This is a genomic window from Pseudomonas sp. GW821-FHT09E12, from assembly GCF_059416085.1.
Window position 1 is genome coordinate 478,061 of sequence record NZ_JBWKOM010000002.1, and the last position, 26,032, is coordinate 504,092.

The window sequence follows — 26,032 nt, forward strand, 5'->3', positions numbered from 1 at the left end:
CACAATAACCACAGGCGGAGAGCCGTTCGATGAACCCCAACAGCAATGAAGAATTGAATGCCATCCGTGAAGGCGTGCGGGCCCTGTGCGCCGAGTTCGATGCCGCCTACTGGCGCAAGATCGATGAAGAAAAAGGTTTCCCGGAACGCTTCGTCAAGGCCCTGACCGACGCCGGCTGGCTGGCGGCGATGATCCCGGCCGAATACGGCGGCTCGGGCCTGGGCCTGGCCGAAGCCTCGGTGATCCTGGAGGAGGTGAACCGCTGCGGCGGCAACTCCGGCACCGTGCACGGGCAGATGTACAACATGTTCACCCTGCTGCGGCACGGCAGCGAAGCGCAGAAGCGTTTCTACCTGCCAAAGCTCGCCAGCGGCGAACTGCGCCTGCAATCGATGGGCGTCACCGAGCCCACCACCGGCACCGACACCACCAAGATCAAGACCACCGCGATCAAGCGTGGCGGCAAGTACCTGATCAACGGGCAGAAGGTGTGGATCTCGCGGATCCAGCATTCCGACCTGATGATCCTGCTGGCGCGCACTACGCCGCTGGCCGAGGTCAAGAAGAAATCCGAAGGCATGTCGATCTTCCTGGTCGACCTGCGCGAGGCCATCGGCCACGGCCTGACCGTGCAGCCGATCGCCAACATGGTCAACCACGAGACCAACGAGCTGTTCTTCGACAACCTGGAAATCCCCGCCGATAGCCTGATCGGCGAGGAGGGCAAGGGCTTCAAGTACATCCTCGACGGCCTCAACGCCGAGCGCACGCTGATTGCCGCCGAGTGCATCGGCGACGGCCGCTGGTTTATCGAAAAGGCCAGCCAGTACGCCCGCGACCGCGTGGTGTTCGGCCGGCCCATCGGGCAGAACCAGGGCGTGCAGTTCCCCATCGCCGAAGCCCATGTCGAGATCGAGGCCGCCGACCTGATGCGCTGGCGCGCCTGCGAGGAATACGACAGCGGCCTTAACGCCGGGGCCAGCGCCAACATGGCCAAGTACCTGGCGGCCAAGGCCTCGTGGGAGGCGGCCAACGCCTGCCTGCAGACCCACGGCGGTTTCGGCTTCGCCTGCGAATACGACGTCGAGCGCAAGTTCCGCGAGACCCGCCTGTACCAGGTGGCGCCGATCTCCACCAACCTGATCCTGTCCTATGTGGCCGAGCACCTGCTCGAACTGCCGCGCAGCTTCTGAGGAATCGAGCATGAGCCATACCCAAGCCTTGGCCGGGTTCCTTGCCGGCCTGAGTTACCCGCAGTTGCCCGACAGCGTGCTGGCGCGCACCGAAGAGCTGTTCCTCGACTGGCTCGGCTCGGCCCTGGCCAGCCAGGGCGCGCATCCGATCCCGTTGTTCGAGCGTTACGCCCAGCAGATGGGCCCGGCCGATGGTCCGGCGCGGATCCTGGTCAACGGCCGCGGCAGCTCGGCCTATTTCGCCGCCCTGGTGAACGCCGCGTCTTCCCATCTGGTGGAGCAGGACGACCTGCACAACAGCTCGGTGCTGCACCCGGCCACCGTGGTGTTCCCGGCCGCGTTGGCGGCGGCCCAGGACCTGGGCAAGTCCGGCCAGGAACTGCTGCTGGCGGCGGTGGCCGGCTACGAGGCGGGGATTCGCATTGGCGAGTTCATGGGCCGTTCCCATTACCGGATCTTCCACACCACGGCCACCGTCGGCACCCTCGCGGCGGCGGTGGCGGTGGGCAAGTTGATGGACTTCGACCAGGTGCAGTTCATCAATCTGCTGGGCAGCGCCGGGACCCAGGCTGCCGGCCTCTGGGAGTTTTTGCGCGACGCCGCGGACTCCAAGCAGTTGCACACGGCCAAGGCCGCGGCCGACGGGCTGCTCGCCGCCTACCTGACCCGCGACGGGCTGAGCGGCGCGCGCAATATTCTCGAAGGCGAGCAGGGCATGGCCGCGGGCATGTCCTGGGATGCCGAGCCAGCGCGCCTGTCCGACCGTCTGGGCAGTCGTTGGGCCTTGCTGGAAACCTCGTTCAAGTTCCACGCCTCCTGCCGCCACACTCATCCGGCCGCCGATGCCTTGCTGGCGCTGATGCAGGGCGAAGGCCTCAGCCATGAGCGGATCGCTAGCGTGGAAACCCGCGTGCACCAGGGCGCCATCGATGTGCTGGGGCGAGTGAGCGTGCCGCAGACCGTGCACCAGGCCAAGTTCTCCATGGGCACCGTGCTCGGCCTGATCGCCGTGCATGGCAAGGCCGGGCTGCCGGAGTTCCAGGAGCTGGCGCTGAACGACCCGGCGGTGGCGGCGTTTCGCGACAAGGTGTCGATGCGCCTCGACCCCGAGGTCGATCGTGCCTATCCGCAGCGTTGGCTGGGCCGTGTAGTGGTCAGCACCGACGATGGCCGCACCCTGCACGGTGCCATTGACGAGCCCAAGGGCGATCCGGGCAACGGCCTGTCGCGGGCCGAGCTGGCGGACAAGTTCCAGCGCCTGCTGCGCTTCTCCGGTGCGCGCACCCCGGAGCAGGGCGCGGCCCTGATCCGCCAGGTGTGGAACCTGCGCGACACCGCGCAATTGAACGAATTGCTCTGAGCCCGCCCCGAGGACGCCTTATGACACTCAATACCGCACAACCCCGGCCGCTGGACGGCATCACCGTGGTCAGCCTGGAACACGCCATCGCCGCGCCGTTCTGCACCCGCCAACTGGCCGACCTGGGCGCCCGGGTGATCAAGGTCGAGCGCCCCGGCAGTGGCGATTTTGCTCGTGGCTACGACGAGCGCGTGCGCGGCCTGGCCTCGCATTTCGTCTGGACCAACCGCTCCAAGGAAAGCCTGACCCTGGACCTCAAGCAGGACGCCGCCGGCGACATTCTTGAACGCCTGCTGGCCCAGGCCGACGTGCTGGTGCAGAACCTCGCGCCGGGCGCGGCGGCGCGCATGGGCCTGTCGTTCGAGGCGCTGCATGAACGCTTTCCGCGGCTGATCGTCTGTGACATTTCCGGTTATGGCGAGGGCGGCCCTTATGAGAAGAAAAAGGCCTACGACTTGCTGATCCAGAGCGAGGGCGGGTTCCTGTCGGTGACCGGCGGCCCGGGCGAGGAGCAACTGGCCAAGGCCGGCTGCTCGATCGCCGACATCGCCGCCGGCATGTACGCCTACAGCGGCATCCTCTCGGCGCTGTTGCTGCGCGGCAGGACCGGGCAGGGTAGCCGCATCGACGTGAGCATGCTGGAAAGCCTGGTGGAGTGGATGGGCTACCCGATGTACTACGCCTTCGACGGTGCGCCGCCACCGCCCCGGGCCGGCGCGGCGCACTCGACCATCTACCCCTACGGGCCGTTCCCGGCGGGGGATGGCGGCACGGTGATGCTCGGCCTGCAGAACGAGCGCGAATGGGCGGCGTTCTGCGACAAGGTGCTGCTGATGCCGGAGCTGGCCGGTGACGAACGCTTCTCGGCCAACTTCAAGCGCTCGGCCAATCGCGAGGCGCTGCGGCAGATCATCGTCGACAGCTTCGCCCGGCTGACGGTGGAGGCGGTGATCGAGCGGCTGGAGCAGGCGCAGATCGCCAGCGCCCGGGTCAACGACATGCAGGGCGTGTGGCAGCACCCGCAGCTCAAGGCCCGCGACGGCTGGCGCGAGGTCGACAGCCCGGCCGGCAAGCTGCCGTCGCTGCTGCCGCCGGCGCGCAATGCCGCGTTCGAGCCACGCATGGACGGCGTTCCCGGGCTGGGCCAGCACAGCGGCGCGATCCTCGCCGAACTGGGCCTGTCCAGCGATGCCATCGAGCAGTTGCAGGCCAATGGCGTGATCTGAAACCCCTCGTTCCTACAGGGGCTGGCACGGATAGGTCCGTTGACGTGGGTGGCCTCTGTAGGAGCCAAGCTTGCTGGCGAAGGGGCCCTTGAGATCGGCATCGCCCTCAAGGGCCTCTCGCGGGCAAGCATGCACCATCAAGGCACAGATAATCCGGTCCGCGGACCCCGCATCACTTACAAGGAATTCAACATGCCCAACCCTATTGTCCGCTCTGCCTTGTTCGTCCCGGGCAGCCGTCCCGAGCGTTTCGGCAAGGCGCTGGCCAGCGGCGCCGACGCGGTGATCGTCGATTTCGAGGACGCGGTGGAAGAGCCGCTCAAGCGCCAGGCCCGGGACAACCTCGGCCAGTACCTCAACAGCCAGCCCCAGGCGCGGCTGTGGGTGCGGGTCAATGCCCCGGAACATGCCGAACATGCCGCCGACCTGGGGTTCTGCAAAGCCCAGGCCGGGGTGGTCGGCATCCTGCTGCCCAAGGTCGAAAGCGCCGCCCAGGTGGCGACCGTGGCGGCCACCGGCAAGCAGATCTGGCCGATCATCGAAAGCGCGCGCGGGCTCTTGGCTTTGGCGGAAATCGCCCGGGCTCCTGCGGTACAGCGCCTGTCTTTCGGCGGCCTGGACCTGGCACTGGACCTCAACCTGTGCAGCGGTTCGGCGGCGGCGCAGTTCGCCCTCGACCAGGCGCGGCTGGCGCTGATCCTGCATTCGCGCGCCGCCGGCCTGGTGCCGCCATTGGATGGCGTGCACCCGGCCATCGACGACCCCGAAGGTTTGCGCCAGTCCATTCGCCACGCCTATGAAATGGGTTTTGCCGGCGCCTTGTGCATCCACCCGAAACAGGTGCCGGTGATCCACCAGGCCCTGGCCCCCAGCGCCGAAGATCTGGCCTGGGCGCAACGGGTGGTGGACGCCGGCAGCCACGGCGCCGGCGCCTACCAGATCGACGGCCAGATGGTCGACGCGCCGGTGTTGCTGCGGGCCCAGCGCTTGTTGGCGCTGAGTCCCTGAATACTGCAATCGCGCAGGAGCGCGTTACCAACTGCCATAGGGAATGCCGTATTGCTCTATGTAGCGCTTGGAGTTTTCGGACAGGGGGTAATAGTGGCCGTTGGATTTGCCCAGGTGTGGGCCCAGTGGCTCGATTTCACCCTGGGCGCGGGCGACTTTGACCGGGTGATGGCATTCGTCCCTGACCCAGACTTGTACGATGCCGCCAGGAGCGAGGCCCAGATAGACCGATGCCATATAGCGGGCAGTCTGGTGCGGAGTTTCCGGGCAGCGTCGATTCGTCGAGGTGGACATGATTTTCCGGGCTTCTTCCGGGATATCTATCCATGCTCGATAAGTTTGGGGTTCCACGACCGATTGCCAGCGCACGAAAATGCGTTTGGGTAGGTCTGCGCCTACTACCGACTTACCGTTGCCTCCAACTCCACCACTCCATCCTCTGGCCCACTCTTTGTCGTAACCCATATCACCGCCCGCAGCGGAGCCGCCACCAGTACGACGGAATAGCTTTCCGTTGATATCTTCAACAGCGCTGTCTTCGACCCAGACCTCCATGTAGAACGGCTCGATGAAGCCAAGCTCCCACCAAGGATCTTTGGGGTCGTGTTTTCCGGAAAGCGGATCAGCGTGGCAACCAATTAACAGAAGTGTGCCCAGCAGGGCGATGAATACTCTCATTACCAAAGCGTCCAGTCAGGTACGTGAGGATGTTGCACACGCACGGCATCCACCGTGGGGGCGTTGATATAGACAACTTTAAGGCTGCCGCCGTGTTGTTTGCCTAACGGGTGATTCCAGTGGGCCGAGAGATGGATATAACGCAGCTTGAGCAGGGTCTCCTCGGCCGGCGTCGTACTGTAATCACCGGCGACAAATCTGTCACAAAGGGCTTGAAGCTCTTGCGGGATGGCGTAGTCCGGATCCTGTTCGTCGATGACCTTGAAGCGCACGCCATTCTGCTTGGCCAGTTCATACATGACGCGTAGATACACCCTCGATAACCTGTTGCTTATAGAGCGCTTGAGCTGTAGGCCGGCATATACCCGTTTTCTGCGGGGGGCGAGGCGGTCCTGGAGATCCTGGGGCAACAGCATCGGCTCCGGCGTGATGATTTCCAGCCATTGTGCAGGCCAGCCCTTGGCCCGCCAGCGTGATTTTGCCTGTACCGTGTCCCGGTAAATCGAGGTCTGGGTCACCTCGGTATTAATGGGCACCTCCAGCGCCTGCATCGGACTGATCAGTACACATTCCTGAGCATCATCCAGATAACCGCCGCCGATATCCGAATGGGCGCCGGGCAAGGCGATTTCCACATGGTCGGGACTGACCCGGCTCAGGGCAAAGTTGGCCCGGTACTCGTCGCGGGCGACCAGTTGCACCACCGAGCGAAAGTAGCGGCGGTCGAGGTGCAGCTTGATACCTGGGGCAATGGCGCTGCGCACGTTGCCCAGATTGCCCGGCCCGGCAACCGACGGCACCGTATCGAACAGACCAATAAAGCCCATGTCTACGTCGTGGCCGTACTGTCGGTTGAAGCGGGGGCTGAAGGCACTGGAGTAGTCGTGGAGAATTAGCTCGAGTGGTCCGAGCCAGCGCACGACTTCATTGGCAAAGTGCCGGGCTGCCGCCGCACCTCGGCTAAAGCCGAAGGCATCGAAGGTCAGAGAAGTGATTTCGCTTTCGGGATTATCTTCGTGGGCTTCACGGATACGTTCCTTGATCGCACGAAATGCTTTCTGCACGCACCCTGAGATTCCTGTGTCGCCACGCCCTGTACCCGAGGTGAGCAGGCTGTCTTTTTCACCGGCCTGTGTGCCGATGCCATCAATATAGATTGAGCGATAGGCTAGCTTTTGCTCTTCTCCACCCTCGACTTTCTGGTTGGAAAAGTACAAATCACTCAACCGCTTAACATTGCTCACATCATTCCCATAACTACTCTGCGGATCCCTCATATACGGCTTGCAGCTGCCATCGATATCCCTGGCTTCAATGGCATGCTGCGCGCCGCAAAGCTGGCCCATGGCCGAGTTGCTGGCGTTGTTGCCGGTACCGTCGAAGAACACGCCAATGCGCAGCGCCACCTGAATCTTTTCAGGCGGTGGTGCAGGCTCTTTGGCGTACTTCTCGTACTGCGCCCAGAGCTGTTCGCCGTAGCTGGGCTGTGCGGTTTCGGCGGGTGGTTGGTTGGGGCTCTGATTGGGAATGGCGGGCCGTAGAAGGCGGGGCATCGGCCCGGGTCCGTTGTTGGCCATGGGTGGTCCTGGTGCGGTCGAAGAGGGTGCTGGAGACCGTACCGGGAAGGGCGGAGGATGGATTTAGGAGGAATCTGCAACAGGCTCGGTTGCGGCTGATTCCATCGTAGGGGGGATGGAACTTCAGGCGCCTATCGCCGGTAGCGCCCGGCGTTCGGCCCAGGCGAACGCAGGTATCAAAAATTCAAAATTCTCAATACGCGTGCCCTTAGGCACTCTGCGATCAACCACAACAATAAGAAGGTGAAGTCCATGTTCAAGCTCTCCCGGGCGTTGTTCTGTGCCGCCGCATTGCTGGGCGCCGGTCTTGCGCAGGCCGCCGACCCTATCGTGATCAAGTTCGCCCACGTGGTGGCGGAAAACACCCCCAAGGGCCAGGGCGCCCTGCTGTTCAAGAAGCTGGCCGAGGAACGCCTGCCGGGCCGGGTCAAGGTCGAGGTGTATCCGAACTCCTCGCTGTTCGGCGACGGCAAGGAAATGGAGGCGCTGCTGCTGGGCGACGTGCAGTTGCTCGCGCCGTCCCTGGCCAAGTTCGAGCAGTACACCAAGAAGGTGCAGATCTACGACCTGCCATTCCTGTTCGACAACCTCGCCGCCGTCGACCGCTTCCAGCACGCCGAGGGCAAGCAGCTGCTGACCGCCATGCAGGACAAGGGCATCCTTGGCCTGGCCTATTGGCACAACGGCCTCAAGCAGCTGTCGGCCAACAAGAAGCTGGTGGAACCCAAGGACGCCCGCGGCCTGAAGTTCCGCGTGCAGGCTTCCAGCGTGCTTGAGGAGCAGTTCAAGGCGGTGCGCGCCAACCCGCGCAAGATGAGCTTCGCCGAGGTCTACCAGGGCCTGCAGACCGGCGTGGTCAACGGCACCGAGAACACCTGGTCGAACTATGAAAGCCAGAAGGTCCACGAGGTGCAGAAGTACTTCACCGAGACCGACCACGGCCTGATCGACTACATGGTGATCACCAACGCCAAGTTCTGGACCGGCCTGCCGGCGGATGTGCGCGGCGAGCTGGAAAAAATCATGGCCGAGGTCTCGGTGGAAGTGAACAAGCAGGCCGAAGCCCTGAACCAGACGTCCCGGCAGAAGATCATCGACGCCAAGACCAGCGAAATCGTCGCCCTGACTCCCGAGCAGCGCAACGAGTGGCGCGAGGCCATGCGCCCGGTGTGGAAGAAGTTCGAGGGCGATATCGGCGCCGACCTGATCCAGGCCGCCGAAGCCGCCAACCAGGCGCAATAACCACCTGCATCCCGGCCGCTGCGCTCGCAGCGGCCCATCGGCAGCCGCTATCGGGCTGCACTCCACTGGCACTTTCGCGGAGAACCTCAATGCACAGGCTGAGGCGGTTCTGGGAACATTTTGAAGAGGCGTTCATCGCCTTCCTGCTGGCGGCCATGACGCTGGTGACTTTCGTCTACGTGGTGCTCAACAACCTCTACCCGCTGTTCTACGCCATCGGCGATGCCTGGGAAGGGGGCAGCGCGCTGTTCCTGGGGATCGGCGACTTCCTCATGGAACTGGCCCAGGACATGGTCTGGAGCGTGGCGCTGACCAAGATGCTGTTTGGCTGGCTGATCTTCTTCGGCATTTCCTACGGCGTGCGCACCGCCGGGCACCTGGGGGTGGACGCGCTGGTCAAGCTGGCCTCGCGCCCGGCCCAGCGCCTGCTGGCGGTGATCGCCTGCCTGTGCTGCATGGTCTACGCCGGGCTGTTCATGGTCGCCAGCTTCAAGTGGTTGATGGCGCTGATCCAGGCCGGCATCGAAGCCGAGGACCTGGACCAGTTCGGCATCCACCTGTCGCACATCGCGATGATCGTGCCCTTCGGTTTTGCCCTGGTGCTGATCCGCTACCTGGAAATCATGTGGCGCATCCTCATGCGCGGGCAGATCAACCTGGGCCTGGCCGATGAGGCGGCCGAGGCCAGCAAGCTTGCCAGTCACCACGAGGATCAGCACTGATGGCCATTCTCTGCCTGTTTCTGATGCTGTTCGTGTTCATGTTCCTCGGCGTGCCGATCGCCATTTCCCTGGGGCTGGCCGGCGCCACGTCGATCCTGCTGTTCAGCCCGGACTCCCTGAGCTCCCTGGCGATCAAGCTGTTCGAAACCTCCGAAGCCTATACCTTGCTGGCGATCCCGTTCTTCCTGCTGTCCGGGGCCTTCATGACCACCGGCGGGGTGGCGCAACGCCTGATCGATTTCGCCAACGCCTGCGTCGGGCATATCCGTGGCGGCCTGGCGATTGCCGCGGTGCTGGCGTGCATGCTGTTCGCCGCGCTGTCCGGTTCGTCGCCGGCGACCGTGGCGGCGGTGGGTTCGATCGCGGTGGCCGGCATGGTGCGTTCCGGTTACCCACGGGAGTTTGGCGCCGGGATCATCTGCAACGCCGGGACCCTGGGCATCCTGATTCCGCCGTCGATCGTGATGGTGGTGTACTCGGCGGCCACCGAAACCTCGGTCGGCAAGCTGTTCATGGCGGGTGTGGTGCCGGGGCTGCTGCTGGGCGTGATCCTGATGGTGGTGATCTACATCGTCGCGCGGATCAAGAAGCTGCCGGCGCAACCGCGGGTGTCCTTCCGCCAATGGCTGAGCACCGCGCGCCGCGCCTTCTGGGGCCTGCTGTTGCTGGTGATCATCCTCGGCGGCATCTACAGCGGCCTGTTCACCCCGACCGAGGCGGCGGCGGTGGCGGCGGTGTATTCGGCCTTCGTCGCGCTGTTCGTCTACAAGGACATGCGCCTGCGCGACTGCCCGAAAGTGCTGGTGGAGTCGGGCCGGCTGTCGATCATGCTGATGTTCATCATCGCCAACGCCATGCTCTTCGCCCATGTGCTGACCACCGAGCAGATCCCGCAGCAGATCACCACCTTCGTCATGGACGCCGGGCTGTCGCCCATCGGCTTCCTGCTGATGGTCAACGTGGTGCTGCTGGTGGCGGGCAGTTTCATGGAGCCTTCGGCCATCGTGCTGATCCTGGCGCCGATCTTCTTCCCGATCGCCATGAAGCTGGGCATCGACCCTATCCACCTGGGGATCGTCATGGTGGTCAACATGGAGATCGGCCTGGTGCATCCGCCGGTGGGCCTGAACCTGTTCGTCACCTCGGCGGTGACCGGCCTGACACTCGGCCAGACCATCCGCGCGGCCTTGCCGTGGCTGATGATCCTGCTGGCGTTCCTGATCCTGGTGACCTACGTGCCGTTCATTTCCCTGGCGTTGCCGAACTGGCTGGGGATGAACTGACGCAACGCCTTTACTTGCAGGAGAGGCGGTTTGCACGATCCTTGCAGGCGCCAGCTTGCTGGCGATGGGGCCTTGAGATGTGCAGCGCTCTTGCGGGCTTATCGCAGGCAAGCCTCGCTCCTACGGGGCGCTGGACGCTGGCGCTGCGTCGCGGCAGCATGGACGCCTTCATTTCGGGGGCTTGGATATGCGACGTCTGCCTTCCCTGGCGGCATTACGGACTTTCGAGTGCGCGGCGCGGCATGCGCATTTTGGTCGGGCGGCGGCTGAGCTGTGCGTCACCGACAGCGCGGTGAGCCATCAGATCCGCCAGCTCGAAGAGCAACTCGGGGTGTCGTTGTTCGTCCGCGAGGGCCGGCAGATCCGCCCGACCCTGGCGGCCGGGCGGCTGATGCAGAGCCTGCAGCAGGCTTTCGAGCTGATCGGCGAAGCCTGCGACGAGCTGCGCGATCCGTCTTCCCTGGCGGTGCTGCGCCTGGCGGTGACCGCCGAGCTGGCGCAGAAATGGCTGATGAGCCGGCTGGCGGACTTTTCCGCGCGTTACCCGCATATCACCCTGCATCTCTATGAACAGCCGATCGACGCCAGTGTGCCGGGCGAGGACATCGACCTGGCGATCACCTACGGCAGCGGCCCGCAGGACAGCAGCGCCTACTTCGTGCGGCCGTTGCCGAGCCTGCAGTTCTTCCCCGTGTGCAGCCCCGGGCTGTTCAACCAGGGCACCCTGAAAAGCCCGCGGGACCTGGCCCGCCATTGCCTGTTGCACGACGATCAGGACGGCAAGACCTGGACCGCCTGGCTGACCAGCCACGCCGGCGATTTGCGCCCGGCGCGCCAGCTGTATTTCGCCCACGCCGGGCTGGCGCTGGAAGCGGCGGCGCAAGGGCAGGGCGTGGCCATGGGCGATAACCTGACGGCCCAGGAAGACCTGCTCAATGGCCGACTGGTGCGGCCCTTCAACGCCGCCAGCATGACCGCCCTGGGGCAGTACGCCCTGGTGTGCGAGCGGGTGCGCCTGGAGCGCCCGGCGCTGATGCAGTTGCTGGACTGGTTCACCGATCAGTTGAGCGATTGATGAGTTGAATTCAACTGTCGCGCAATATTCATCGTTGGTGCCTTGACCCGGCGCGGCGCTAGTTTGGTGGCCATTCCCCAGCACCGATGAGGTTTGCCCCCATGGCCCGATTGCTCGGCACCACTCCTAAACACGATGGTTTTCGCCTGCCCGGCGAATTCGAAACCAAGGCCGGTTGCTGGCTCGGCTGGCCGGAGCGCACCGACGTCTGGCGCAATGGCGCCAAGCCGGCGCAGAAGGTCTGGGTGCGGATCGTTACCGCGATTGCCCAGAGCGAACCGGTCACCGTCTGTGCTTCCGCCGCCCAGTTCGCCAATGCCCGCCGGCTGTTGCCGCCGCAGGTGCGGGTGGTGGAAATGACCTGCAACGACACCTGGTTCCGCGACAGCGGGCCGTGCTTCGTGGTTAACGACCAGAGCGGCGAAGTGCGCGGCGTCGATTTCGAGTTCAACGCCTATGGCGGCCTCGACGGCGGCCTGTATTACCCCTGGGACAAGGACGACCAGATCGCCGCCAAGATCCTCGAGATCGAAAACTTCGACCGCTACCGCGCGCCGCTGATCGCCGAGCTGGGCGGCATCCAGAGCGATGGCCAGGGCAGTATCCTCACCACCGAGCAGTGCCTGCTCAACCGCAATCGCAACCAGCACCTGGGCAAGGCCGAGGTCACCCGGCGCCTCACCGACTACCTGGGCGCGGAGCAGGTGATCTGGCTGCCGCGCGGCTGCAAGTTCGACGAGACCGACGGCCATGTCGACGACCTGGCGTGTTTTGTGCGCCCCGGCGAAGTGGTGCTGCAATGGACCGACAACCGCGACGACCCGCAGTGGGAAATCTACCAGGAGGCCTACGATATCCTGCGCAGCACCCGCGACAGCCGTGGCCGCGAGCTGGTGGTGCACAAACTGCCGCAGCCGGACGTGCTGGAATGGACCGCCGCCGAAGCCGAAGGCCTGGACCAGCTGGACAGCACCCATGTGCGCCAGGCCGGCACGCGGATCTGTGCCTCGTACATCAACTACTACGCCGGCAACAGCGCGATCGTGGTGCCGCTGTTCGGCGACCGTAACGACAAAACGGCGTTGGCCACCCTGGCCGAACTCTTCCCCCGGCACCGCATCGTCGGCATCGACAATTCACGGGAAATTCTCCTCGGCGGCGGCAACGTCGCCTGCATCACCATGCCGCAATACGCGGCTCCCCGGCGCACCGGCGAAGAGGGCTGAACATGAACCTGCACAGGCTGGGCCGCGCGTTGCTGCTGGTGCTGGCGCCGTTGTGCGCCCAGGCGGCCGACGAGGCCGAACCCACGGTCAATCTGTATATCTGGGGCGAGTACCTGGCCCCGGACACCCTGGACAACTTCGAGCGCCAGACCGGCATCCGCGTGGTGGTCGATCACTTCGATTCCCTGGAGACCGTGGAGACCAAGCTGCTCACCGGGCGCAGCGGCTACGACCTGGTGCTGACCGCCGGCCAGCACCTGTCCCGGGCCATCGCCAGCGGCGCGCTCCAGCCGCTGGACAAGCAGCGCCTGCCGCACCTGGCCGGGGTCGGCGAGGAGTTCCGCCAGCATATGGCGGTGTTCGACCCGGGCAACCGTTATGCCGGGATCTATGCCTGGGGCACCACCGGTGTCGGTTATCAGGAGCAGGCGGTCAGCCAGCGCCTGGCCGATGCGCCGCGGGACAGCTGGGCGATGCTGTTCGATCCGGCGGTGGTGGCGAAATTCGCCGACTGCGGGGTCAGCCTGCTCAACGATCCCAACGAGGTGTTCGCCGCGGTGATGAAGTACCTGGGCCTGGACATCAACCGGCAGAACCTCGACGACTTGAAACTCGCCGAGCAGCAACTGGCGAAGATCCGGCCCTATATCCGCTACTTCGACAACGACCTGAACATCAGCGACCTGGCCAACGGCAACACCTGCGTGGCCATGTCGTGGAACGGCAACGTGGCGATCGCCGCCGGGCAGGCCGAGGCGGCGCACAAGCCCTTCACCTTGCGCTATCGCATCCCCAGGGAGGGCACGCTGATCTGGTTCGACGCCATGGTCATCCCCAAGGACGCCCCGCACCCCGAGGCCGGGCTGGCGTTGATGGATTACCTGATGACCCCGCAGGTGATCGCGCCGATCACCGACACCATCCATTACGCCAATGCCATCAGCGCAGCGGATGCCCTGGTCGATCCGGCGATTCGCAACGACCCAGGCACCTATCCGACCCCCGAGGTGCGGGCCTCGCTGTACAGCAAGAACGACAACGGCAAGGCCTTCAACCGTGCGTTGATCCGCGCCTTCAGCCGCCTCAAGTCGGGGCTGTGAGCGCGCGCCAGGCGGCGTAGGCTTGCGGCAGGCAGCGGGCGCAGGGTCGATAACCGGCGCTGCGGGCGCTGGCCTCGTCGGCAAAGAACACCCGCTGGCGGACATAACCGCCACGGGCGATGGCGCGCAGGGCGGCCGGGCAATCCAGCCGTCCGTAGATCCGGCTGCCACGGTGGCCGCCGAGGGTGCCCGGTTGTTCGCTGAGAAAGGTGTTGCCCTGGGCATCGAGCAACCGCCAGCTTTTTTCGGCGTTCATCCGTCCCTCCTGTAGCCGCTGACGAGCCTGCGAGGCTGCGATCGACCGCGTAGCGGTCGCCAGGCCAACGCCAACTGCATCGCCAGGTTTACGGGGCTGCGCCCCGATCGCAGCCTCGCGGGCTCGGCAGCGGCTACAGGTGTTGGCATCCCGCTGTACCTACCTGCACCTGCGCGATGAACACACCCGTCAGCGCGCCGGCACCCGCCACAGATACCAGGCCGCCACCGTGCGATGCGGGCGCAAGGACAGGCCGATCTCGATCATCTGCCTGCGGGTCGGCTGCTGCTCCAGACCCTTCAGGCGCCGGTAGCCCTCGCGCACGCCGAAGTCGTCGGCGGGCAGGATGTCCAGGCGTTCCAGGCTGTAGATCAGCAGCATCTCCACGGTCCAGCGACCGATGCCGCGCAGGCGGGTCAAGCGCTCGATCAGCGCCTCGTCGTCCATGGCCCGGGCCGCCTGGTAATCCGGCACCACGCCGCTCAGGGTCGCCGCGGCGATGCCTCGGATAGTGGCGATCTTGCCGGCGGAAAAACCACAGGCGCGCAATGCCTCGAAATCGGTGGCGAGGATCTGCTCGGGGGAGGGGAAGGTTTGCCCATACAACCCCAGGAAGCGCCCGAGAATCGCATCGCCGGCGCGAGCGTGCAGTTGCTGATAGGCAATCGCCCGCACCAGCGCCTCGCAGGGTTCGCGGGCCGGCTTGGCCTGGTGCAGGCAAGGGCCGACCGCCTCGACGTGACGAGCCCAGTCGGGGTCGAGCCCGGCCAGAAAGGCGCGGGCCTCAAGAAACGGATCGGGCATGGAGAGTCCTGGACCAAGGGCGTTGCCAGAGATTAACCAGCAATGCCTGGCGCTGCACTCGGTCTCTTGCGCTGGAATTCCGTGAATCTAGATCGAACGCTGATTGACCCGGCTGGACAGCGCCGCGGCGCTTTCCTTGCGTTCCGAGTAGCGGTCCACCAGCAGGTCGGCGCGGCCGCGCAGGAGCAGGGTGAACTTCATCAGTTCTTCCATCACATCCACCACCCGGTCGTAGAAGGGCGAGGCCTTCATGCGGTCGTCGTCATCGAATTCGAGAAAGGCCTTGGGCACCGAGGACTGGTTGGGGAGGGTGAACATGCGCATCCAGCGGCCCAGTACGCGCAGCTGGTTGACCGTGTTGAACGACTGCGAGCCGCCGCAGACCTGCATCACCGCCAGGGTCTTGCCCTGGGTCGGGCGTACCGCGCCGAGGGTCAAGGGGATCCAGTCGATCTGCGCCTTGAACACCGCCGACATGGCGCCGTGGCGTTCCGGCGAGCACCAGACCTGGCCCTCGGACCACAGCACCCGTTCGCGCAGTTCCCGGACCTTGGGGTGGTCCACCGGCGCATCGTCCGGCAGGGGCAGGCCGCTGGGGTCGAAGATGTAGGTTTCGGCGCCGAGGAACTCGAGAATGCGCGCCGCTTCCCGGGTCAGCAGGCGGCTGAACGAGCGCTCGCGGGTGGAGCCGTAGAGCAGCAGGATGCGCGGTTTGTGCGCGGCTGTCGCCGGGGTCTCCAGATGCTCCGGCGCCAAGGCTTGCAGCAGTTCAAGGTCAAGGGCGGACAGTGGTTCTTCGCTGGGCTTGCGGTCGTCGTTCATCACAGCGCTCCGATGCGGTCGAGGGCATTTTTCAGCTCGGCGGGCGAGAGGTGGTCGAGGTCCAGGGCGAAGAAGGCGGCGCAGCGCTGGCGGATTTTCTGCACGGTCTGCTCGAAGGCGGCCTGGATTGCCTGCTCATCGCCCTGGACCTCGGAAGGGTCCTCCAGCCCCCAGTGGCTTTTCAGCGCCGGGCCGAAATACACCGGGCAGGGCTCGCCACCGGCCTTGTCGCAGACGGTGATGACGATATCGGGCGGGCTGTCGGCGAAGACCTCCGAACCTTTGCTGTACAGGCCGGCGGTGCTGACACCGGCCTGTTCCAGGGTGGCCAGGGCGCGGGCGTTGAGCGTGCCGCCGGGGAAGCTGCCCGAACTCACCGCCTGGTGAGCGGCCGGCGCCAGATGGTTGAACAGGGCTTCGCAAAGAACGCTGCGGCAGCTGTTGGCGGTGCACATGAAGAGGATTTTCATCGGGGCTTCCGGGCAGAGGGGGGAGCCATGACGTTAAACAGTCACGGGCTTGAATATATGGTTATTCGAATATACGGATGTGAAAGCGAGTTGCCAAGCTGCCGATAGGGGTGAGCGACCGAGCGCAGCTGCGCGTCTCGGTGCCGGATTGGGCAGGGGGGGCTGCGCGCGCAGCCGCTTCCAGGCGGGTACCCAAAACTGGGACAAAAAACTGCTGGCGCTGGCTCCCGCGGCGCTGGCTGCGGCGCTGCTGGTCCTGCGCACGTCATGGGAGGACCAGCTGTTGCAGGCCGAGTTGCCCGGTTATGCCAACTATTGCCAGCGGGTGCGCTGGCGCTTGGTTCCCGGCCTCTGGTGAGCCTCGGGAGCGATAACGCCCGGACGAAATGGCGCTGGCGCAGAAGCCGCTTTGCTACAGCAGCTGGTCGATCAGCACCGCGTTGCTGTAGATCAGGCTGCCATCGCTGGCTCGGTGCCCCACCAGGTGGAACTGGCCGCGACCGTGCTGCAAATAGACGCGCATCCGGCAGTCGGACAGGGGGCTGTACCCCTCGGGCATGATCAGCTCCATGGTGTCCATGTCGACGTCGACCATGGCCTCCTGTTCATGGGTTTTCTGCAGGCGTTCCTCGGCTTCTTCCAGGCGCAGGTGCAGGGGGCCATCGACGTAGAAATGGATCTCTCCCAGCGGCGTGGATTTTTGCCCATCGCTGGCCTTGCACCAGCCTTCGATTGTCAGGGCGCTCATGACGAGACCTCCAGTGTGAATGACAGGGCGTGGCGTGGCCCCATTCTCAATGCCATCACTGTTCAGACCGTTGCGAGGGTCGGTTCGTTTCCTTGGCGGGTACCTGGCGGGCTACCGCGGGTCGCGTCAGGTCTTCCCGGGCCGATGATCGCAGGTGCCAGGCTTTTGCCAGCTTGCGCGCCACCTTGCCCGGCAGCACCGTGGATCCGCTGTGCCGCACCAATCTGGCATGCTCGGCCAGCCCTTCGACCAGTGCGGCCCATTCCGGACGCGGGTCGTTGACATAGTCCCAGCCCAGCCCCAGCCAGGGGCAACGCCCGCCGATCCAGGCCTGCACCGCGGGTGTCGCGCGCCGGACATAATCAGGGGCCTTGGCCGCCTTGGGTCGCAGCGCGCGCGCCTTGACGGCCGGTATCTGCAAGCGTGGGGTGCCGTCTGCCTCCTGGGTCACCCGCATGGCCCCGAGCAAGGCAATGTCGAAAGGCACCGGCTGGCCCTGGGCGGCATAAAAATACGCCAGGCGCCGGATGCTGTCGTAGTCGGCAACGGCACGGTACAGGTAGGCGCAGATCACACCCAGCATGGGGTCGGCATGCTTTTTATGGCACACGCCAGCGGCGAACTGGTCGATGTCTTCGGCCTGTAGCCGGCCAGCGGCGAAATCGTCGATCGCGCCGAGCATCGCCAGGTATCTGTCGGGGGCCTTGGGCATGCCATAGGCCTGGAAAATATCGCCGAGGGGGCTGGGCATCACCACGGTGTACTGACCCGCATAAGGCACCACCGGGGTGAAGGTGCCATCGGCCAGCGCCACCAGGACCGGCATCCCCTGGGGATCGCTGGTGGCGCGGAACGTTTCGAACAGTGAGGTGCTGTCCAGTCGCTCGATCGGAGCCCGGGACAGGAGCTTCGCGCCCTCGCCGTAGACGATCAGGTTGGCCTCGCCGGGGTCGCCGATCTGTTTCATCCGCCGGCGAACCTCGGTGGCCGCGGACTTGCGCATATCGGCGGCGGCATCCGCTTCCAGGCGCTGGACCAGCGCCTTGACCTTCTGTTTCTTCTCGGGAAAACGCGGGCTCTGCTGGCGGAGCACCACCAGATCCTGCAGCAGCTCCTTGCTGGAGTCGGGAATGCTGATCATCTGGTCGGCGGGAACCGCCAGGTCATGCTGCTTGAGCCCGAAATCGGCGCCGAGCATGCGCTCGCGAAAGGCCGCGTCGCTGTGTACCCGCTCCAGATTGTGCTCGGCGGAATCCGTCGGGCCGGCGGCCGGGCCCATGGTGGCGGCGTTGCCCGCGGCCGGCCAGGGCTGCAACCCGGCGGGGCCCGGCAACGGCTGGGCGGTGTTGTAGAGCACGGCCGGTTCCGGATCGACCAGGCATTGCGGGTTCAGCTTGAGGCGATACTCTTTCGCCCGCTCGGTGGTGCGCGAGCGCACGCACATGCCGAGGGTCGCGGTGGTGATCAGGCCATTGCTGATGGCGGTCGGCTCGATGCCCCACAGCGCATCGGCGATCACCCCGGAGAACACGCATTTGCCCGGAGCGCCGGACATCGGTTCGGACACCATGTAACCCAGCTGCCCGTCCTGGCAGGCGGCCAGGCGGTCGAACCTGGGGTTTTCCACTTGCGTACCTTGCACGACGATTCCGCGCACCGCATCCAGTCGCGTCAGGTCGAGATTCTTCGGCGCCTCGCGGCAGGCATCGGTAATCAGGGTGATGCGCTGCACGCCGTGCAGCAGCAGCTCGGTGTAGAACGAGTCGGCCAGGACGCGGTACTTCTGGCGCAGCGAGTCGCTGAACAGCCAGGAGATCGAGCCGATATTCGCGTCGGTCAGGCCGTGGCCGCAAAACGCCAGGATCAATTGCTCGACCACTTCGGCGCCCGAGGGAAACAGCTCATCCACCGCTTGTTGCACCCGTTCGCGGGTGACCGGATTGCCCTGGCCGTCTATCGGGCCGTCGTCGACGATCCTGACGTTGTCGGCGCCGAAGCCCGAGCGCAGCGCCCAGTCGCCGATCGAACGGGCGGCGAGCACGGCGCCGTCCAGGTAGGCGAAGCGCAGCGTCTGGTTTGGCAACGGCGTCAGCGTGCTCACGCCGATCGCCAGGCAGGTCCGTCTAGTCATGGGAGTGCGCCACCTTGCGCGTAGTCAGGAGCCAGAGATCGAGCCGGGGGAGCATCACCGGCCAGTGCCAGCGCGGCCGATCGCCCGGTGCCAGGCGTTCGACCAGCATGATGGCCCCGGCCACCAGCATCAGTGGAATGTGCCAGGCCCCGCCCAGCAGCGGCACCAGCATCCAGGCCCAGCATGAGGCGATGCACCAGGCGCCGTGGCTTGCGCCGAAGACCAGGCAATCGCGGTCGGCGGCCCAGCCGAAGAGGCCGATCCGGCGCATGCGGTGGCCACGGTTGAGCGCCGCGCGTTGCCAGGGGCTGGCACTCCACAGCAGGGCAACCAGCAGCGCCGTGGCCAGCGCCGCGTCGGCGACACTCAGTTGCAGCAATAAGGCGAGCACCATCAGCAGCGGTCCGGCGGCCAGCCATAAGGCGCTGTAGCCGAGCAGGAAGCCGAGCGCCGCGCGAATGCGCCGGCGCGGCAGGCTGGAGCGCCAGACATGCATGAGTGGCATTGCCAGCAGCGGCGGCATCATCGCCAGCAGCATCAGGGCCCAGTCGGCCAGCATCTGCTGCACCGGGTTCAGGGCCAGCTCGGCCTCCAGCACGGTGGGCCAACTGGCAACGATGGACAGCGCGGAACCGCAGAAGGCGGGCAGGGTGCTGTGCCCGGCGGTGTAGAGACACAGGGCCAGGCCCAGCCCGGCCGTCGCGAACAGCAACGGCCAGGGCGCCCGGGTGAAGCTGAGCAAGACCGGTCCGGGTTGCATGGGGCGTTACTCAGCTGACGATACCGCTGCGCTTGAGCACGCTGATCCGCTCCACGGTCACCGGTTTATCCGCCGATACCTGCTCGCCTGGGACCAGGGTCACCCGCAGATAGTCGGGATCGAAATCGCCGGCATCGGTCAGCCGCTGGGCCAGGTCGGTGATGTCGATCGTATAGCCGAGCCCGTGGCCGCCATGGCCACCGTCCGGCCGCGAGGCGACGTTCAGCCCGAACAGCGTCAGGCTGCCGGCATGGCACTCGGGATGCTGCTGCGGATCGCTGTCTTTCGGCAGGTTGATGTACACCGCAAGCTGCGGCGAGGGCGCGGAGCCGCGCACCGATTCCAGCGCCAGGTAGAGCCGGGTCACCGGCTGGCCCAGGTCCGTCGCGCCCATCGCGGCGATGCCGGTGCTGGTGGCCTGGCGGTCGAGGTCGACCTGGGTGCGCACCGGCGCGCCGCCGACCGTGACCACCGAACGGTTGGCACCGATCGGTTCGATGTTCTGTTGTTCCGGCGCACCCATCTTGACCCGTGTCACAGCCTCTACTCCTGGTTTCACGCCCGTGCCGATGCTCAAGTCGGCATAGCGCGGGTGCAATTTGCCATCCTTCAATGTGTCGCGGCCGGTGAATTTCATGCCAGGGTCACTGCCACCGACCGTCGGCATGATGAAACGGCGGTCGGCCGGACCGTCGAGCCAGCGCGGATCGCGGACCATGGTCTTGCCCGGGGTGTTCATCCAGGCCTCCCAGAGCCGGTCGACGTTGCAATGGTGCAACCAGAAGATCGGGTCCAGGGCGGCGAGGTACGGGTCGGCCATGAAGCCTTCGCCCCCGCCGATCAGGCGATGCACGGTGTTGTGCGGGTTGTTCTCCAGGTCGCCGGTCCAGCGGGCGAACTGGGCGAAATTGCCGGTGACCCCGCCGCCGAAGCCGATGCTGCCGTCATTGCCGACCTGGAAATCGTTCTCCTGCATAGCCGCCAGGCTGAAGGCATCGAGGGAGTTCGGCCGCAGCGTGGTAAAGCCCTGCCGGCGAGGGTATTTCTTCAGCGGGTTGGGACTGCCGTCAGGCAGGGTGTCCGCCAGGAATGCCTCCGGGGCCCGCCGCGCATCCGGGTTTTTGCTATTGAGGTAGTTCCAGTACGGCAGCGCCCAGTCGTCGCCCGTCAGTTCCTTGACCTTGGCCGCGACAATCGCCTCGAAGGCCGCCAGGTAACCGCGGTGCCAGGACAGGAAGTACCAACTGCCGTGCTGGCACTGGCTGCCGTAGGTAAAGTTGGTCAGGTCCTTGGGAACCGGGTCGGAATCGCCCAGGACATTCACCTCGACCCACAACTGCCGATCGAAGCCGTGGATGGCGCCGAGGAACTTCCAGCTGTTGCGGTTGGTGATCGGTAGTTTGTCCAGTTCGCGCATGGCCAGCGCGTAGTTGAGCAAGACCTTGTTGTTCCATCCGGAGCCGAGTGTTGCCACATCCTGTCGGATCGTGTTCATGAATGCACCTTCCTTGCAGCATCAGGCCAGGTGACGCGTATGGCGCCACACCCCTCGCAATCCTTTGCCGCTGGCGACTTCATGTTCACGGCGGAACTGCGCTCATGAGGCCCGCAGTGCCGGTGCGCGCCTCGTCGAAAATGAGTATAGAGGCCTGGCAAAAACGCCATGGCCGATTCCCATTATCCCGATGAACGACACGGGTTCCGGTGGCTTGGGCGGACGGACGGGGGATTGGCGTGGGTGTAATGAAGGTGGTCACAACGCCTGCAGCAGGCGCTGCAACTGCTGGTGTTCCCAGATGCTCAGCAGTTTGACCGGGTCGGTGCCGTAGCGCTGCCAGGCGTCGAGCGTTTCGACCCGGCCATCCGGCGAGCGGCATTGCTCGCAGTGGCTCAGGGTCTGGCCATGGTTGACCAGGGTCAGGGTCCAGCCTTCGATGTCGAGCCGCACTTGCCAGCTATCGTCCGCCAGCAAAACGCGGTGGCTCGATGGACCCAGGGTGCGGGTGCTGAGGGCCAGTTCTCTGAGCACCTGGCAGATTTCGCGGGCGGTGAGGGTGGGGGTGGCTGGCATGGGACGGTCTCGGGCATGGGCGGCGGCTATTTTGCCATTGTTGCGGGCCGGCATCAGGCGGAATGACGGATGCCCTGGGCTGAAAAAAATGCCCGTATCGCGCGATACGGGCATTTTCCATGGGCCTCCACCTGATCCAGGCGGGGCCGGCCGGGAGGCCATCAGCGGTATTCAGGGGCGGGGGCAAGGCTTACTTGGCGGACTTTCGCACACTGGACGAGCGCCAGGCCTTTTCTTCCCCGGGATGCTGCAGGGTCAGGTAGGCCCTCACGCCCAGTCCCGCCAGACAAAAGACCATGCCTGCGATGAATTGAAATGTAGTCATGACATGCCTCCAAAACAATCAACAGGAGACCATCTCATTTAAGCGCTGCCTGGGCCAGCCGGAGTTGTTACAGGTTGTCTAAGGACGAGCTCATCCGGCTGATGCAGGAGGGCGTAACGGCAACGGTGCCGGTTCGTGGTTCAACTGGTCGGCACGCGGGCCGGTTCCGCGGTGGCGACCTTCGCCGGCCGGGCATGCAACAAAATGTTCAGGGCCTGGCGGTAGCGCTCGCCGGCCAGGCGCATGCTGTTGTTGTGGGTGGCTCCGGGAACCAGCAGCAGTTGCTTGGGCTGTTGCGCGGCGTCGAACAATTGCTGGCTGAAGCGCGCCGGCACGTAGCGGTCGTCCAGGCCGTGGACGATCAGCAGCGGCATGCCGATATGGGCGATCTTGTCGAGGGAGTCGAACTTCTGCGACAGCAGCCAGCGCACCGGCAGCGAGGTATTGCCCAGCTCGGCGGCGATAGCGGCCAGGGAGGTGAACGAGGATTCGACGATCAAGCCACGGGCCGGGATCGGCGCGCCGTCGCTGGCCGCCTGTTGCCCCAGTTGCGCGGCCAGTTCCACCGCCACCGCGCCGCCCAGGGAATGGCCGTAGATCAGGCGTTTGCCGGCGTCGGGTTGCAGCCTTTGCAATTGCTCCCAGGCGATCCGCGCGTCCTCATAGACGCTGGTTTCCGACGGTGGCTCGCCCAGGCTCTGGCCGAAGCCGCGATAGTCGATGGCCAGCACCGAGAACCCCAGGGCGTGCAGTTGCTCGATGCGGAACAGCTGCCCGGTGAGGTTCCAGCGCACCCCATGCAGATAAAGGACGGCCGGCGCATCGGCCCGCTGGGCCGGCCACCACCAGGCATGAATGTTCTGCTCGGGCTTGAGGCTGTCGCCCTTGAACTGCAGTTCGCGTACTCCGGCCGGCAGGCCGCGATACCAACTGGCATTGCCCGGCTCGACGCGAAACACCAGTTCGCGCTCCTTGTGCTCCAGCACCTGGCAGCCCACCGGCAGGCCTATCAACAGGGCAGCCATGCCAAGCAGCGACCACCAGCGAGGTCGCCAGCGCGAGAAGAATGAGGAGGACATGGGCTGTGGCACCGCGTACGGATAAAAACCGCGTTTTAGCAGATGTCCCACCGGCGCAATAATCATTTCGCCAATCCGTGGCCGGGGATGCTTTACAAAATGTGGCGGCTGACCCCGGGGCAGGGCGTTGAAAGATAAGGTCACAGCCCTTGAGACGGATTGTCAGTCCATTGATGAAAAGCTGAGCATCTGCCTTCAGGGTTTTGATTTATTGGATCCATTATTTCTGGGTCCTGTAGCCATTCACGGCCACAGGATCCTCAACAGTCTGCGCCTTTTGAGTCTGGTCGATAATCGCCCGCAAATATCAGTCAATGGCTGTTTGGTTAAGTCATTGATTTTCGTCTTTTAAATAAAAGTACCTGAGCATTTCTCCAGGTATTTCAGCCAATTTTCCATGGACTCCATGGATTTCACCTCTTGTTAATGGATCCATTGGATGGTTGATTAGCCACCTGGCGATGGCGGGTCCCTCCCGACCGTCCCCCGATAAAAACTACAAGAAGGGTCTCGTCATGAATGGCTTATCAAGGGCGCGGAACCGCCTGGGTTCCGTCCGCCGTCTGTCTGTGTGCATGCCGCTGTTTTCCCTCTCGCCGTCGCCGGTAGGCGGCGTGGAGGTGCGTTCATGACACTCGACCTGAAGAGCCGCGTGGACAGCGGCCCGATGAGTTCCTTCCAATGCCTGGCCATCGGCATCTGCATGGTCTTGAACATGATCGACGGTTTCGACGTGCTGGTGATGGCCTTCACCGCGGCCTCGGTGTCGGCCGAATGGGGGCTGAACGGGGCGCAGGTCGGCCTGTTGCTCAGCGCCGGATTGTTCGGCATGGCGGCGGGTTCGCTGTTTATCGCGCCCTGGGCCGATCGGTTTGGCAGGCGCCCATTGATCCTGTTCTGCCTGGCGCTGTCCGGGCTCGGCATGCTGCTCTCGGCCCTGAGCCAGACACCCCTGCAACTGGCGCTGCTGCGCGGCCTGACGGGCCTCGGTATCGGCGGCATCCTGGCCAGCAGCAACGTGATCGCCAGCGAGTATTCGAGCAAGCGCTGGCGCGGCCTGGCGGTCAGCCTGCAATCCACCGGTTATGCCCTGGGCGCCACCCTGGGCGGGCTGCTGGCGGTGTGGTTGCTGGGCCATTGGGGCTGGCGTTCGGTGTTCCTGTTCGGCGGTGCGGTGACCTGGCTGGTGATTCCCCTGGTGCTGCTGTGGCTGCCCGAATCCCTGGACTTCCTGCTCGCCCGCCGCCCGGCCAATGCCCTGGTACGGGTCAATCGCCTGGCCCGGCGCCTGGAGCAGCCTGAGCTTGAACAGTTGCCGCCAGAGGTGCCCAGGCAACCCGGCGCGCCCAGCGGTTTCGGCCAGTTGCTGGCGCCGGCCATGCGCCGCACCACCTTGCTGATCTGGCTGCTGTTTTTCCTGGTGATGTTCGGCTTCTACTTCGTCATGAGTTGGACCCCGAAACTGCTGGTGGCCGCCGGGCTGTCGGCGCAGCAAGGGATCACCGGCGGGGTGCTGCTCAGCGTCGGCGGGATCTTCGGCGCGGCGCTGGTCGGCGGCCTGGCCTCGCGCTGGCCCCTGGGCCGGGTGCTGGCGCTGTTCATGCTGATCACCGCCGGCCTGCTGGTGCTGTTTGTCGGCTCGGCCTCGTCGATTGGCTCGGCGCTCGGCCTGGGGCTGCTGATCGGGCTGTTTGCCAACGGTTGCGTGGCCGGCCTCTACGCGCTGTCGCCGGTGGTCTACGACGCCTCGGTGCGCGCCACGGGCGTTGGTTGGGGCATTGGCATCGGCCGCATCGGCGCGATTCTCTCGCCGACCGTGGCCGGCTTCCTGCTGGATGGCGGCTGGCAGCCGCTGCATCTGTACGGGGTGTTTGCCAGCGTGTTCGTGATCGCCGCCGGCTGCCTGTTGCTGCTCAAGCCCGCCCGGGCCCTGGCGCAGCCGGCGATGGTCGGGGCCTAGCCACTAGTGATGGCCCTGGCCGCTGATGATGGCGTCGGCGATGGTGTCGCAGAACCAGCGCAGGGCGGCGGAGCTGTCGCTGTTGGGGTGCCAGTTCAGGGACACGGCGAACTCGGCCACCGGGAACGGCAGTTCGAGCATCTTCAGCTCGCCCTCGTGGATGAACAGCCGGGCGATCTGCGCCGGCAGCACCGCCAAGAGGTCGGTGCCGGGAATGATTTTCGGCAGCACCGAGAAGTGCGGCACATGCAGGCTGATGCGCCGTTCCACGTGCATGTTTTTCAGCACGTCTTCGACATTGCCGTGGCCGGTGGTGCGGGTTACGGCGACGTGCCGTTCGGCGAGGAACTGTTCGAGGCTCAACTGCTGGTCGATGCGCGGATGGCCGGTGCTCAGCAGGCACACATAACGCTCGTGCATCAGCACCCGGCTGCGCACGCCGGGGACCGGCTGGCGGCAGATCGCGGCATCGACCTTGCCGCTGGCCAGCCATTCGCCGACCTGGTCCACCTGCAGCGGCAGGACCTCGACTTCGGCCAGCGGCGCGTCCTGGTTCAGGCGCGCCAGGATCAGCGGCAGGAAGCCGATTTCGCCGAGGTCGGAGAGGGCGATGCGAAAGCGCCGCTCGGTGCTCGCCGGGTCGAACTGGCGGCAGCTCTGCACGGCGCTTTCGATGCGGGTCAGGGATTCGCGCAAGGGGCCGTACAGCTGCTCGGCGACAAAGGTCGGCTGGATGCCGTCGCGGGTGCGGCTGAACAGCGCGTCGTCGAACAGTTCGCGCAGACGCGCCAGGCCATAGCTGACCGAGGGCTGGGTGACGAACAGACGCTCGGCCGCCAGGGTCACGCTGCGGGCTTCGTAGAGGGTGACGAAGGTGCGGATCAGGTTCAGATCGATGTGGCTCATATCGCCTCTG

At 65.2% G+C, this 26,032-nt stretch carries 26 protein-coding genes; 12 read left to right on the top strand and 14 right to left on the bottom strand.

Annotation, left to right across the window (positions count from 1 at the left end; genetic code table 11):
- Positions 1-29 precede the first annotated feature (29 nt).
- From AC07PQ_RS07260 to AC07PQ_RS07275, 4 genes are all read left to right on the top strand, one after another.
- Positions 30-1,193, top strand: coding sequence for an acyl-CoA dehydrogenase family protein (locus AC07PQ_RS07260; protein ID WP_493185000.1), 1,164 nt, complete (start codon positions 30-32; stop codon positions 1,191-1,193).
- A gap of 10 nt (positions 1,194-1,203) precedes the next feature.
- Positions 1,204-2,553 (top strand): MmgE/PrpD family protein, encoded by a 1,350-nt coding sequence (locus AC07PQ_RS07265; protein WP_493184999.1) that lies wholly within the window; start codon positions 1,204-1,206, stop codon positions 2,551-2,553.
- Positions 2,554-2,573: 20 nt separating this feature from the next.
- Positions 2,574-3,779 carry a CaiB/BaiF CoA transferase family protein gene (locus AC07PQ_RS07270; RefSeq protein ID WP_053260782.1) on the top strand — a complete coding sequence of 402 codons (1,206 nt, stop codon included), beginning with the start codon at positions 2,574-2,576 and terminating at the stop codon, positions 3,777-3,779.
- Between the two features lie 192 nt (positions 3,780-3,971).
- On the top strand, positions 3,972-4,787 hold the full coding sequence (locus AC07PQ_RS07275) for an HpcH/HpaI aldolase/citrate lyase family protein (protein WP_493184998.1): 816 nt from the start codon (positions 3,972-3,974) through the stop codon (positions 4,785-4,787).
- A gap of 24 nt (positions 4,788-4,811) precedes the next feature.
- Here AC07PQ_RS07275 and AC07PQ_RS07280 read toward each other — a convergent pair whose 3' ends face one another.
- Entirely contained in the window at positions 4,812-5,465 is a 654-nt protein-coding gene (locus AC07PQ_RS07280; protein WP_493184997.1) for a DUF2931 family protein, read from the bottom strand.
- Positions 5,465-7,042 carry a phospholipase effector Tle1 domain-containing protein gene (locus AC07PQ_RS07285; protein WP_493184996.1) on the bottom strand — a complete coding sequence of 526 codons (1,578 nt, stop codon included), beginning with the start codon at positions 7,040-7,042 and terminating at the stop codon, positions 5,465-5,467. Before AC07PQ_RS07285 ends, AC07PQ_RS07280 begins: the two co-directional genes overlap by 1 nt.
- A 252-nt stretch (positions 7,043-7,294) precedes the next feature.
- Here AC07PQ_RS07285 and dctP point away from each other — a divergent pair, with 252 nt between their 5' ends.
- From dctP to AC07PQ_RS07315, 6 genes are all read left to right on the top strand, one after another.
- Entirely contained in the window at positions 7,295-8,284 is a 990-nt protein-coding gene (gene dctP / locus AC07PQ_RS07290) for a C4-dicarboxylate TRAP substrate-binding protein DctP (RefSeq protein WP_007931260.1), read from the top strand.
- Between the two features lie 89 nt (positions 8,285-8,373).
- Positions 8,374-9,006: a TRAP transporter small permease gene (locus AC07PQ_RS07295; RefSeq protein WP_007931261.1), complete on the top strand. Its 633-nt coding sequence runs from the start codon at positions 8,374-8,376 to the stop codon at positions 9,004-9,006.
- Entirely contained in the window at positions 9,006-10,289 is a 1,284-nt protein-coding gene (gene dctM / locus AC07PQ_RS07300) for a C4-dicarboxylate TRAP transporter large permease protein DctM (RefSeq protein ID WP_007931262.1), read from the top strand. Before AC07PQ_RS07295 ends, dctM begins: the two co-directional genes overlap by 1 nt.
- A 187-nt stretch (positions 10,290-10,476) precedes the next feature.
- Entirely contained in the window at positions 10,477-11,364 is an 888-nt protein-coding gene (locus tag AC07PQ_RS07305) for a LysR substrate-binding domain-containing protein (RefSeq protein WP_053260786.1), read from the top strand.
- A 101-nt stretch (positions 11,365-11,465) separates the two neighbouring features.
- Positions 11,466-12,590, top strand: a complete 1,125-nt coding sequence (gene aguA / locus AC07PQ_RS07310) for an agmatine deiminase (protein WP_493184995.1) — start codon at positions 11,466-11,468, stop codon at positions 12,588-12,590.
- A 2-nt stretch (positions 12,591-12,592) separates the two neighbouring features.
- A complete protein-coding gene (locus AC07PQ_RS07315) occupies positions 12,593-13,690 on the top strand; it encodes an extracellular solute-binding protein (RefSeq protein ID WP_124320523.1) in 1,098 nt (365 codons plus the stop codon).
- On the opposite strand, the gene AC07PQ_RS07320 is transcribed toward AC07PQ_RS07315, so the two are convergent.
- The 4 genes from AC07PQ_RS07320 to AC07PQ_RS07335 form a co-directional block, all read right to left on the bottom strand.
- The gene (locus tag AC07PQ_RS07320) at positions 13,674-13,946 is read right to left on the bottom strand and encodes an Ada metal-binding domain-containing protein (protein ID WP_101337653.1); all 273 of its coding nucleotides are present in this window, start codon (positions 13,944-13,946) and stop codon (positions 13,674-13,676) included. The genes AC07PQ_RS07315 and AC07PQ_RS07320 overlap by 17 nt on opposite strands.
- Before the next feature lie 189 nt (positions 13,947-14,135).
- Positions 14,136-14,750, bottom strand: a complete 615-nt coding sequence (locus AC07PQ_RS07325) for a DNA-3-methyladenine glycosylase family protein (RefSeq protein ID WP_053260790.1) — start codon at positions 14,748-14,750, stop codon at positions 14,136-14,138.
- Between the two features lie 87 nt (positions 14,751-14,837).
- Complete coding sequence (gene arsH, locus AC07PQ_RS07330; RefSeq protein WP_007931268.1) at positions 14,838-15,572, bottom strand: arsenical resistance protein ArsH; 735 nt, start codon at positions 15,570-15,572, stop codon at positions 14,838-14,840.
- Positions 15,572-16,042, bottom strand: a complete 471-nt coding sequence (locus AC07PQ_RS07335) for an arsenate reductase ArsC (protein ID WP_493184994.1) — start codon at positions 16,040-16,042, stop codon at positions 15,572-15,574. The genes arsH and AC07PQ_RS07335 overlap by 1 nt, the downstream gene beginning before the upstream one ends.
- Positions 16,043-16,190: 148 nt before the next feature.
- On the opposite strand from AC07PQ_RS07335, the gene AC07PQ_RS07340 reads away from it, so the two are divergent.
- Positions 16,191-16,400, top strand: coding sequence for a hypothetical protein (locus tag AC07PQ_RS07340; protein WP_493184993.1), 210 nt, complete (start codon positions 16,191-16,193; stop codon positions 16,398-16,400).
- Positions 16,401-16,454: 54 nt separating this feature from the next.
- On the opposite strand, the gene AC07PQ_RS07345 is transcribed toward AC07PQ_RS07340, so the two are convergent.
- The 7 genes from AC07PQ_RS07345 to AC07PQ_RS07375 all read right to left on the bottom strand — a co-directional run bounded on the left by AC07PQ_RS07345 (position 16,455) and on the right by AC07PQ_RS07375 (position 23,156).
- On the bottom strand, positions 16,455-16,790 hold the full coding sequence (locus AC07PQ_RS07345; protein ID WP_007931271.1) for a hypothetical protein: 336 nt from the start codon (positions 16,788-16,790) through the stop codon (positions 16,455-16,457).
- Between the two features lie 55 nt (positions 16,791-16,845).
- Positions 16,846-18,921, bottom strand: coding sequence for a hypothetical protein (locus AC07PQ_RS07350; protein WP_493184992.1), 2,076 nt, complete (start codon positions 18,919-18,921; stop codon positions 16,846-16,848).
- Complete coding sequence (locus AC07PQ_RS07355; protein ID WP_493184991.1) at positions 18,914-19,681, bottom strand: copper chaperone; 768 nt, start codon at positions 19,679-19,681, stop codon at positions 18,914-18,916. The genes AC07PQ_RS07350 and AC07PQ_RS07355 overlap by 8 nt, the downstream gene beginning before the upstream one ends.
- 10 nt (positions 19,682-19,691) lie before the next feature.
- The gene (locus AC07PQ_RS07360) at positions 19,692-21,176 is read right to left on the bottom strand and encodes a tyrosinase family protein (protein WP_007931274.1); all 1,485 of its coding nucleotides are present in this window, start codon (positions 21,174-21,176) and stop codon (positions 19,692-19,694) included.
- A 258-nt stretch (positions 21,177-21,434) separates the two neighbouring features.
- On the bottom strand, positions 21,435-21,752 hold the full coding sequence (locus tag AC07PQ_RS07365; RefSeq protein WP_493184990.1) for a DUF7693 family protein: 318 nt from the start codon (positions 21,750-21,752) through the stop codon (positions 21,435-21,437).
- A gap of 190 nt (positions 21,753-21,942) precedes the next feature.
- Entirely contained in the window at positions 21,943-22,077 is a 135-nt protein-coding gene (locus AC07PQ_RS07370) for a hypothetical protein (RefSeq protein WP_007931277.1), read from the bottom strand.
- Positions 22,078-22,217: 140 nt separating this feature from the next.
- Positions 22,218-23,156, bottom strand: a complete 939-nt coding sequence (locus AC07PQ_RS07375; RefSeq protein WP_493184989.1) for an alpha/beta hydrolase — start codon at positions 23,154-23,156, stop codon at positions 22,218-22,220.
- A 628-nt stretch (positions 23,157-23,784) separates the two neighbouring features.
- On the opposite strand from AC07PQ_RS07375, the gene AC07PQ_RS07380 reads away from it, so the two are divergent.
- The gene (locus AC07PQ_RS07380; RefSeq protein ID WP_493184988.1) at positions 23,785-25,116 is read left to right on the top strand and encodes an MFS transporter; all 1,332 of its coding nucleotides are present in this window, start codon (positions 23,785-23,787) and stop codon (positions 25,114-25,116) included.
- 3 nt (positions 25,117-25,119) lie between these two features.
- Here AC07PQ_RS07380 and AC07PQ_RS07385 read toward each other — a convergent pair whose 3' ends face one another.
- A complete protein-coding gene (locus tag AC07PQ_RS07385; RefSeq protein ID WP_493184987.1) occupies positions 25,120-26,022 on the bottom strand; it encodes a LysR family transcriptional regulator in 903 nt (300 codons plus the stop codon).
- Positions 26,023-26,032: the final 10 nt, after the last annotated feature.

What these genes read in the sequence shown, in the direction of transcription:
- dctP (WP_007931260.1), top strand. Translation starts at nt 7,295, where the DNA reads ATGTTCAAGCTCTCCCGGGCGTTGTTCTGTGCCGCCGCATTGCTGGGC.
- AC07PQ_RS07305 (WP_053260786.1), top strand. Translation starts at nt 10,477, where the DNA reads ATGCGACGTCTGCCTTCCCTGGCGGCATTACGGACTTTCGAGTGCGCG.
- AC07PQ_RS07315 (WP_124320523.1), top strand. Translation starts at nt 12,593, where the DNA reads ATGAACCTGCACAGGCTGGGCCGCGCGTTGCTGCTGGTGCTGGCGCCG.
- aguA (WP_493184995.1), top strand. Translation starts at nt 11,466, where the DNA reads ATGGCCCGATTGCTCGGCACCACTCCTAAACACGATGGTTTTCGCCTG.
- AC07PQ_RS07375 (WP_493184989.1), bottom strand. Translation starts at nt 23,156, where the DNA reads ATGTCCTCCTCATTCTTCTCGCGCTGGCGACCTCGCTGGTGGTCGCTG.
- AC07PQ_RS07320 (WP_101337653.1), bottom strand. Translation starts at nt 13,946, where the DNA reads ATGAACGCCGAAAAAAGCTGGCGGTTGCTCGATGCCCAGGGCAACACC.
- AC07PQ_RS07275 (WP_493184998.1), top strand. Translation starts at nt 3,972, where the DNA reads ATGCCCAACCCTATTGTCCGCTCTGCCTTGTTCGTCCCGGGCAGCCGT.
- AC07PQ_RS07355 (WP_493184991.1), bottom strand. Translation starts at nt 19,681, where the DNA reads ATGCAACCCGGACCGGTCTTGCTCAGCTTCACCCGGGCGCCCTGGCCG.
- AC07PQ_RS07265 (WP_493184999.1), top strand. Translation starts at nt 1,204, where the DNA reads ATGAGCCATACCCAAGCCTTGGCCGGGTTCCTTGCCGGCCTGAGTTAC.
- AC07PQ_RS07285 (WP_493184996.1), bottom strand. Translation starts at nt 7,042, where the DNA reads ATGGCCAACAACGGACCCGGGCCGATGCCCCGCCTTCTACGGCCCGCC.
- dctM (WP_007931262.1), top strand. Translation starts at nt 9,006, where the DNA reads ATGGCCATTCTCTGCCTGTTTCTGATGCTGTTCGTGTTCATGTTCCTC.
- AC07PQ_RS07270 (WP_053260782.1), top strand. Translation starts at nt 2,574, where the DNA reads ATGACACTCAATACCGCACAACCCCGGCCGCTGGACGGCATCACCGTG.
- AC07PQ_RS07335 (WP_493184994.1), bottom strand. Translation starts at nt 16,042, where the DNA reads ATGAAAATCCTCTTCATGTGCACCGCCAACAGCTGCCGCAGCGTTCTT.
- arsH (WP_007931268.1), bottom strand. Translation starts at nt 15,572, where the DNA reads ATGAACGACGACCGCAAGCCCAGCGAAGAACCACTGTCCGCCCTTGAC.
- AC07PQ_RS07365 (WP_493184990.1), bottom strand. Translation starts at nt 21,752, where the DNA reads ATGCCAGCCACCCCCACCCTCACCGCCCGCGAAATCTGCCAGGTGCTC.
- AC07PQ_RS07385 (WP_493184987.1), bottom strand. Translation starts at nt 26,022, where the DNA reads ATGAGCCACATCGATCTGAACCTGATCCGCACCTTCGTCACCCTCTAC.
- AC07PQ_RS07260 (WP_493185000.1), top strand. Translation starts at nt 30, where the DNA reads ATGAACCCCAACAGCAATGAAGAATTGAATGCCATCCGTGAAGGCGTG.
- AC07PQ_RS07380 (WP_493184988.1), top strand. Translation starts at nt 23,785, where the DNA reads ATGACACTCGACCTGAAGAGCCGCGTGGACAGCGGCCCGATGAGTTCC.
- AC07PQ_RS07280 (WP_493184997.1), bottom strand. Translation starts at nt 5,465, where the DNA reads ATGAGAGTATTCATCGCCCTGCTGGGCACACTTCTGTTAATTGGTTGC.
- AC07PQ_RS07370 (WP_007931277.1), bottom strand. Translation starts at nt 22,077, where the DNA reads ATGACTACATTTCAATTCATCGCAGGCATGGTCTTTTGTCTGGCGGGA.
- AC07PQ_RS07350 (WP_493184992.1), bottom strand. Translation starts at nt 18,921, where the DNA reads ATGACTAGACGGACCTGCCTGGCGATCGGCGTGAGCACGCTGACGCCG.
- AC07PQ_RS07325 (WP_053260790.1), bottom strand. Translation starts at nt 14,750, where the DNA reads ATGCCCGATCCGTTTCTTGAGGCCCGCGCCTTTCTGGCCGGGCTCGAC.
- AC07PQ_RS07295 (WP_007931261.1), top strand. Translation starts at nt 8,374, where the DNA reads ATGCACAGGCTGAGGCGGTTCTGGGAACATTTTGAAGAGGCGTTCATC.
- AC07PQ_RS07345 (WP_007931271.1), bottom strand. Translation starts at nt 16,790, where the DNA reads ATGAGCGCCCTGACAATCGAAGGCTGGTGCAAGGCCAGCGATGGGCAA.
- AC07PQ_RS07360 (WP_007931274.1), bottom strand. Translation starts at nt 21,176, where the DNA reads ATGAACACGATCCGACAGGATGTGGCAACACTCGGCTCCGGATGGAAC.